The 6,525-nt window shown below is 65.1% G+C and carries 5 protein-coding genes; 4 read left to right on the forward strand and 1 reads right to left on the reverse strand.

Features of this window, described 5'->3' with window-relative positions:
• The first annotated feature begins 9 nt into the window (after positions 1–9).
• The 4 genes from panC (at position 10) to HBF26_RS18810 (ending at position 4,385) form a co-directional block, all read left to right on the forward strand.
• Positions 10–855 (forward strand): pantoate--beta-alanine ligase, encoded by an 846-nt coding sequence (gene panC, locus HBF26_RS18795; protein WP_167129661.1) that lies wholly within the window; start codon positions 10–12, stop codon positions 853–855.
• A 137-nt stretch (positions 856–992) separates the two neighbouring features.
• Positions 993–1,373 carry an aspartate 1-decarboxylase gene (gene panD / locus HBF26_RS18800; protein ID WP_167129663.1) on the forward strand — a complete coding sequence of 127 codons (381 nt, stop codon included), beginning with the start codon at positions 993–995 and terminating at the stop codon, positions 1,371–1,373.
• Positions 1,374–1,620: 247 nt separating this feature from the next.
• A complete protein-coding gene (gene pgi, locus HBF26_RS18805) occupies positions 1,621–3,255 on the forward strand; it encodes a glucose-6-phosphate isomerase (RefSeq protein ID WP_167129665.1) in 1,635 nt (544 codons plus the stop codon).
• Positions 3,256–3,434: 179 nt separating this feature from the next.
• Positions 3,435–4,385 (forward strand): hypothetical protein, encoded by a 951-nt coding sequence (locus HBF26_RS18810; protein ID WP_167129667.1) that lies wholly within the window; start codon positions 3,435–3,437, stop codon positions 4,383–4,385.
• Between the two features lie 9 nt (positions 4,386–4,394).
• Here the strand turns inward: HBF26_RS18810 and parE are convergent, their stop codons facing one another.
• Positions 4,395–6,281, reverse strand: coding sequence for a DNA topoisomerase IV subunit B (parE, locus tag HBF26_RS18815; protein ID WP_167129668.1), 1,887 nt, complete (start codon positions 6,279–6,281; stop codon positions 4,395–4,397).
• Between the last annotated feature and the right edge of the window lie 244 nt (positions 6,282–6,525).

Below are 6,525 nucleotides of genomic sequence, written 5' to 3' on the forward strand. Positions count from 1 at the left end.
GACACCAGCATGCAGACCGTTACCGATGCCGCCGCACTTCGCGCCGCGATTCGGGGCTGGCGCACCGCGGGCCAGACGGTCGGCTTCGTGCCGACCATGGGCAACCTGCACGCGGGCCACCATTCGCTGCTGAAACTGGCGCGTGCCCGTGCCGATCGCGTCGTGGCCAGCGTTTTCGTGAATCCGACGCAGTTCGGCCCCGGCGAGGACTTCGAGCGGTATCCCCGTACCCTGGCGCAGGATCAGGCGGGATTGGCGGAGGCGGGTTGCGACATCCTGTTCGCTCCCGACGTGGCCACGATGTATCCGTTCGGCCCGGCTGCCAGCGTGAGCATCCATGTGCCGGTCATCACGGATACGCTCGAAGGCGCGCATCGCCCTGGCCATTTCGACGGCGTGGCCACCGTGGTGGCGAAACTCTTCAGTCTCGTCCAGCCCGACCTGGCCGTGTTCGGGCAAAAGGACTTCCAGCAGCTCAAGGTGATCGAGCGCATGGTCCGCGACCTCTCGCTGCCGGTGAAGGTGATGTCCGCACCGACCCTGCGGGAAGCCGACGGGCTCGCCATGAGTTCGCGCAATCAATACCTGTCGGCGCAGGAGCGGTCCCGGGCACCCTTGATCCACGCCACCCTCCTGCAGATGCGCGAGCTCTTCCAGCAGGGGCACGCGCGCCAGCCGCTGGAAGCGGCGGCCAGGTCGCGCCTGGAGCGTGGCGGCTTCGTCCCCGACTATGTGGCCATCCGCCGGGTGGAAGACCTGGCCGAGCCAGGCGCGGACGAGCGGGAGGGCCTGGTGGCCCTGGTGGCGGCCCGCTTGGGCAGCACCCGCCTCATCGACAACCTCGCGTTCGACTGAATCCCTTCACGAACGGGGACTTGCGTTTCGGACGCGAGTCCCCCATAAAGCGCACCGACAGAGGAAGCCCACGCGACGGATCGGGCAACCCTCCGTTAGAATGGGCGTTTTGCAGTAACCCCATCCCAGAGACCGCCATGCACCTCAACATGCTCAAGTGCAAGATCCACCGGGCCACGGTGACTCACGCCGAGCTGAACTACGAAGGTTCGATCGCCATCGACGGCAACCTTCTCGACGCCGCGGGCATCCGCGAGTACGAGCAGATCCATGCCTGGAACATCAGCAACGGCGAGCGTTTCGTGACCTACGCGCTGCGCGCGGAAGAGGGCTCGGGCATCATCTCGGTGAACGGCAGCGCGGCGCGCCGCGTGTCCGTCGGTGACCTCGTGATCATCGCCGCGTTCGTGGGTCTTTCCGAAGCGGAACTGGCGAAGTACCAGCCGGACCTCGTGTACGTGGACGCGAACAACGTCATCACCCACACGAACCACTCCATCCCCAAGCAGGCTGCGTAAGTCGGGCTGAGTAAGTCGGCGGGCTTTGCCCTGCCTGTGAGTCGGCCGCTGTGCGGCCTGTGAACCGTAAGTAAGAGCGCTCGTGCGCGATGTGGTTCACGGTTCACGGTTCACAGCGCGCAGCGCGACTTACAGGCGGCCACAGGCCGCCGACTCACGCGAAGCCGCAACGCGGCTTCCATACAATCCACTTACGCTGCACTGCGGTAAGATTCGCGCTTCCCTCCGTTGCAGCCAAGTGGAAGCCATGGAATCAAAGCACGCCCCGTTGCCCTCGTTCGAGGAGCACGCCTCCCGCCTCGCCGGCACCCATCTTCGTGATCTCGTGCAGGACGACGCCCGCGGCGAACGCCTGCGCAAGCGCATGGGTCCCGTCCTTCTCGACATATCGCGACAGAAGCTGGACATCGCCGCGCTCGACGCGGTGGGTGCCTACATCGAAAGCACGGGGTGGAAGGCCGCGCGCGATGCGATGTTCGAAGGCAAGCACATCAATACGTCCGAAGACCGTGCCGTTCTCCACACCGCCCTGCGCGGCGGTGCCTCGCGTCATCCCGCGGCGCCGGCGGAAGTTCGCCGGGAAGTGGCCGACGCGCTGGACAAGATGGAAGCGCTGGTCAACGCCGTGCACAAGGGCGAAGGCGAGTCGGTCGGCCTGATCGGCGGCGTCACCGACGTGGTGAACATCGGCATCGGCGGCTCGGACCTCGGCCCGCGCCTTGCCGTCCATGCGCTGGAACAGTTCCACGTGAAGGGCATCACCAGCCACTTCCTCACGAACGTCGACGGGCAGGCCGCGACGGACCTGATGAACAAGCTCGACCCGGCCCGCACCCTGGTCATCCTGGTGTCCAAGAGCTTCAACACGCAGGAAACCCTGCTCAACGGCGGGGTTTTCCGTAACTGGATACTGAAAGCCAACGACGGTGACGAGAAGAAGACGGCGCGGCACTTCATCGGCGTGAGCTCGAACGTCGAGGCCGTGCAGAAATGGGGAGCATCCCAGATCCTTCCCATGTGGGACTACGTCGGCGGGCGCTTCTCGCTGTGGTCCGCCGTTGGGGCGTCCATTGCCTTTTCCATCGGCATGCAGGGCTTCCGCGACCTCCTCGCCGGTGCTGCCGAAGCGGACGATCATTTCCGCAGCGCCGAATGGCAGGACAACCTCCCCGTGTTGCTCGCCATCGCGGAAGTCTGGAATCGCAACATCCTCGGTCGCACCAGCCGCGCCGTGGTGCCGTACGTCGACTCGCTGGCTGATCTTCCGTCGTACCTGCAGCAGCTGGAGATGGAAAGCCTGGGCAAGCACGTGCACCCGGACGACGGCAGCGAGGTGACCCAGCCGACGGTTCCCGTCGTATGGGGAAGCATCGGCACCAATGCGCAGCACGCGTATTTCCAGGCGTTGCACCAGGGCACGGACACGGTGCCGCTCGAATTCATCGGCCTGGTGAAGCCAGCGCACCCCCTGCGCGAAAACCACGACGTGCTGCTGTCCAACCTTCTGGCGCAGGCCGCCGCGCTCTCGCTCGGCAAGACCTTCGACGAGGCACTGGCCGAGGCGAAATCCGGCAGCGAAGCAGAGCGCCGCGCCCTCGCGGCGCAGCGCACGTTCAAGGGCGACCGTCCGAGCACCGTCTTCATGCTGGATTCGCTCACGCCGCACTCGCTGGGTGCGCTGATCGCCCTGTACGAACACAAGGTGTTCATGCTCGGCCACCTGTGGGGCATCAATGCGTTCGACCAGTGGGGCGTGGAACTGGGCAAGGTGATCGCCAAGCAGATCTATCCCTCGCTGGCCAACGACAAGGATGCCGGCGACCTCGGGCAGTTCGACGGCGCCACGCGCGCGTTGATAGGGGCCATTCGCTCCCGGCGCTGACCTTTCCAGAGTCGCGTCGTCATTGAAGATAAGCCCGGCTTCGAGCCGGGCTTTTTCTTTGAGCGTGCCGAAAAGACACCGGCTTCGCCTACAGCGTTCGGGGTATCGCGTCGCGACATCGGGCGGCGCAGTGTAGTACCGCCGAAGCAGGCTTCTCTCTCCACGGATGGAGATGTGTCATGCATGCCCAGAAATGGCTGTTTGCGGTTTCGCTGGCTGTCTTGTCGCTGTGCGACGCCAGGTCGATGCCGTCCCCGGATCCCCAGACCATGGACGATCCGGGTTGGAAGGTACAGGAACATCTGCAGAAGCGCTTCGACGACAAGCGCTACGACTGCGGAAGGAGCGAGGAGGGATACCAGCATCCTGCGTTCCTGTGCTCCGGCATCTTGATGCGATCGACGAATTTCTCGACGAGCTATCACTCGTGGCTGCCCAATCCGGCCAACGCGGCGTGGGGCGTGTCTTTTTCCTGGCTTCGCCAGGACTCGAACTTCCCCGAGAATTACCCTTCGGCCAATGGATTCATCGTTTACCCCTGGTTCTATACGCCGAAGGGTTACGAGCACCTCATGCTGCGCTGTGCTTATCCGCAAGACGCATGGACCGGGGGTCCTGATCGGTGCAAGACGGCGGGCCAGCCCATCTGTCAGGACCAGGGCGTGTTTTCCGACGGGCGGTGGATCCTCAAGGGTTTCGGCGAGGACGAGAACCAGTGCGCCTTTGGCGTGGAGGATTCACGCCAGACCAATACGGCCAGCGCATGGATGCAGATGGTCGAAGTTCGTCAGGAAAAGCAGTTCTTCGTTCGTAACGAGATCGTCGTCGCGGCGTGGCCGCAGGATGTCGGAGCACGCATGCCGGTCGAAGCATTCTTCTACCGGGACAATTGCTTCTACACGGACAACGATTGTGGGACGGGTGCCGATCCCAAGACGAAGCTCTCCCGCGCGGATAGCATCGTCGCCCGACGTGACGCCGCCAGGAACGACCAGAAGGATTTCCTCAAGGTGACCGGCCGATGGGTGCCCGTCGTCCGCTGGACGCCGGCCACGTCCATGGCCGGCCGGGCGATCTTCGATTATCGGAAGGAGGACCAGGCCGTGCCGGAGCCCGCGGCGAAGAATTGACTTCCCCGGTCAGACTTCCAGCGTGGCCAGGTCGCCCTTTTCCTCCAGCCACTGTTTGCGGTCGCTGGCGCGCTTCTTCGCCAGGAGCATGTCCATCAGCTTCTGCGTGCCGTCGTCGGTGTCGACCGTGAGCTGGACGAGGCGGCGCGTGTCCGGATGGATGGTGGACTCGCGCAGCTGCGCCGGGTTCATCTCGCCCAGGCCCTTGAAACGCGTGACGCTGACCGCGCCCTTCATCTTCTCGCGTTCCACCTTCTCGAGCATGAGGCGCTTCTCTTCCTCGTCGAGGCAGTAGAACACCTGCTTGCCCACGTCGACGCGGAACAGCGGCGGCATGGCGACGAACACGTGCCCCTCGCGTACCAGGGAGGGAAAGTGGCGAAGGAACAGGGCCGAGAGCAGGGTGGCGATGTGCAGGCCGTCGGAGTCGGCGTCGGCCAGGATCACCACCTTGCCGTAGCGCAGGCCGGAGAGGTCGTCCTTGCCGGGATCGCAGCCGATGGCGACGGCGAGGTCGTGCACTTCCTGCGACGCCAGTACCGCACCGGACTCGACTTCCCAGGTGTTGAGGATCTTGCCGCGCAGCGGAAGGATGGCCTGGAAGTCCTTGTCGCGCGCCTGCTTCGCGGAGCCGCCCGCCGAATCGCCCTCGACGAGGAAGAGTTCGGTACGGGTCAGGTCGGTCGCGGCGCAGTCGGCGAGCTTGCCGGGCAGGGCGGGGCCCTGGGTGATCTTCTTGCGCACCACCTGCTTCGCTGCCTTGAGGCGCGCGCTGGCGCGCTCGATGGCGAGCTGGGCGATCTTCTCGCCGAGGTCCACGTGCTGGTTCAGCCAGAGGCTGAAGGCATCGTGCACCACGCCTTCGACGACGCCGGCGGCGTTGCGCGAGGACAGGCGTTCCTTGGTCTGGCCCGCGAACTGCGCGTCCTGGAGCTTGATGCTCAGCACGAAGGCGAGGCGCTCCCAGACATCCTCGGGTGCCAGCTTCACGCCGCGTGGCAGCAGGTTGCGCAGGTCGCAGAATTCGCGGATGGCGTTGGTGAGGCCGGAACGCAGGCCGTTGACGTGCGTGCCGCCCTGCGCGGTGGGAATCAGGTTGACGTAGCTTTCCTGTACCAGTTCGCCTTCGGGCAGCCAGGCCAGGGCGACGTCGAGCGCGTCGGTGTCGCGGGCGAAGTGCTTCACGAACAGTTCCGCCGGCAAGGCTTCGGCGCCCTGGAGTTCGCCGCGGAGGTAATCGGACAGGCCGTCCTCGTAGTACCACTCGCTGGTTTCGCCGCCTTCCTCGACGAGGCGCACGGTGAGGCCCGCGCAAAGCACGGCTTTTGCCCGAAGCAGGTGCTTGAGCTTCGACACGAGGATCTTCGGCGTGTCGAAATACTTGGGGTCGGGCCAGAAGCGGAGCGTGGTGCCGGTCTTCTTCTTCGGAACGGTGCCGATCACTTCCAGGTCGCTGGCACGGTCGCCGTTGGCGAAGGCCATGCGGTATTCCTGGCCGTCGCGGCGGATGGTGACGTCCACGCGCGTGGAGAGCGCGTTCACCACCGACACTCCCACGCCGTGCAGGCCGCCGGAAAACGCGTAGTTCTTGTTGGAGAACTTGCCGCCCGCATGGAGGCGGGTGAGGATCAGCTCGACGCCCGGCACCTTTTCCTCGGGGTGGATATCCACTGGCATGCCGCGGCCGTCGTCGGTGACTTCCACCGAGCCGTCGTTGAAGACCGTGACTTCGATGGTTTTCGCATGGCCTGCCAGGGCCTCGTCGACGGAGTTGTCGATGACCTCCTGGGCCAGGTGGTTCGGGCGGGATGTGTCGGTGTACATGCCCGGACGGCGCTTGACCGGGTCCAGGCCGCTGAGGACTTCGATGTCGGAAGCGTTGTAGCGAGTGTTCATCGGGTGCGTTGCTCGTTCGTAGCCGGGCAGGATGGGGCGAGGGTGCCGGGGCGGTCAAGCCTGGAGGACAGCTGTATCACCACCCGAGACTTGTGGGAGCCGCTTCAGCGGCGATCCCGCGGCAGCGGGCAGGCTTGCCGCGAGCACCCATCGCCGCTGAAGCGGCTTGTGTCTTTGCGTCGGGGTAGGCTTGAGGTGAGAGCGGAGTGCGGCAAGCCGTTTTAGCGGCGGTGCTGCGAGCACG

The organism is Luteibacter jiangsuensis, assembly GCF_011742555.1.
In the GTDB taxonomy this organism is placed as follows: Bacteria; Pseudomonadota; Gammaproteobacteria; order Xanthomonadales; family Rhodanobacteraceae; genus Luteibacter; species Luteibacter jiangsuensis.